Source organism: Streptococcus sp. GMD4S, from assembly GCF_000296955.1.
This window is the reverse complement of sequence record NZ_AJRE01000024.1, coordinates 1-1,036: the sequence shown is the minus strand read 5'-3', so window position 1 is coordinate 1,036 and position 1,036 is coordinate 1. Positions and strand designations below refer to the sequence as shown.

2 protein-coding genes are annotated in these 1,036 nt (G+C 41.7%); both read right to left on the bottom strand.

Going from position 1 to position 1,036, the window contains the following annotated elements:
- The coding region (locus GMD4S_RS00455; protein WP_000034644.1) for an Hsp70 family protein at positions 1-277 on the bottom strand (277 nt) is incomplete at its 3' end.
- A 259-nt stretch (positions 278-536) separates the two neighbouring features.
- Positions 537-1,036: nucleotide exchange factor GrpE (grpE, locus tag GMD4S_RS00450; protein WP_000292514.1), on the bottom strand; the 500-nt coding region annotated here is incomplete at its 5' end.

The following is a 1,036-nucleotide window of genomic DNA, read 5'->3' as shown; positions in this document are numbered from 1 at the left end:
TCATAGCTGAGATTTCTTGTGGAGTGTATTCTTTTCCATTTGCAGAAACTTTTTCAGAAGTTCCCATCTTAGATTTGATAGAGATAACAGTATCTGGGTTTGTTACTGCTTGACGTTTTGCAGCATCACCAACGATGATTTCTCCGTTTTTGAATGATACTACAGATGGAGTTGTACGGTTACCTTCTGGGTTTGCGATGATTTTGCTTTCAGTTCCTTCAAGAACTGCAACTGCTGAGTTTGTTGTACCTAAGTCAATACCAATAATTTTAGACATGTGTTTTTCTCCTTAAATTTTATATTCTATTTTTGACTTTTCTTAATATTCCCCTTAAGTGGTGGGGACGTGAGCAACTCCCTACGGGATTTCATCACTTATTTTTGAGCCAATTGTCTCAAAAATCCCCTGTTTCAGTAGCACACGCTACTGAAACTTTCACCACGGCGGGCAACATCTTCCTTGCAAGCCTCCAGCTTGCTTTTTAACTTTCTTCATAGTTTATTGTCGTTTCGGACAAGTTTTTAAGTTCTCTAGCCTAGTTATATACTACTACCATGGCTGGGCGTAGGATGCGGTCATGGAGTTTGTAGCCTTTTTGGAAGACTTGGGCGATGGTATCTGCTGGGTGTTCATCGTCTGCTGGGAGAGTTTGGATGGCCATATGGTAGTTATGGTCAAATTCACCGTCAGCTGCGATTTCTTCGATTCCTTCTTCTTTCAAAGCGTGAATTAAGCTCTCTTGCACCATCTCCAATCCTTTTTTGACATCGTCTGTCAAACCTTCAACGGCTAGTGCACGTTCTAAGTTGTCGAGCGATGGTAAGATTGCTTTTGCCAGGTCTTGGCTACGATAACGTTGCAAGTTTTGACGCTCTTCGTTGGCACGGCGTTGGATATTTTGCATTTCTGCATGAGCGCGAAGGTATTTGTTTTCGAACTCATCCGCACGTTCATTTGCCAAGTCCAACTCAGACTTCTCAGGAGTTGTTTCTTCAGTTGTTTCCACAACTTCCTCTTCTTTCATTTCTTCGTTTT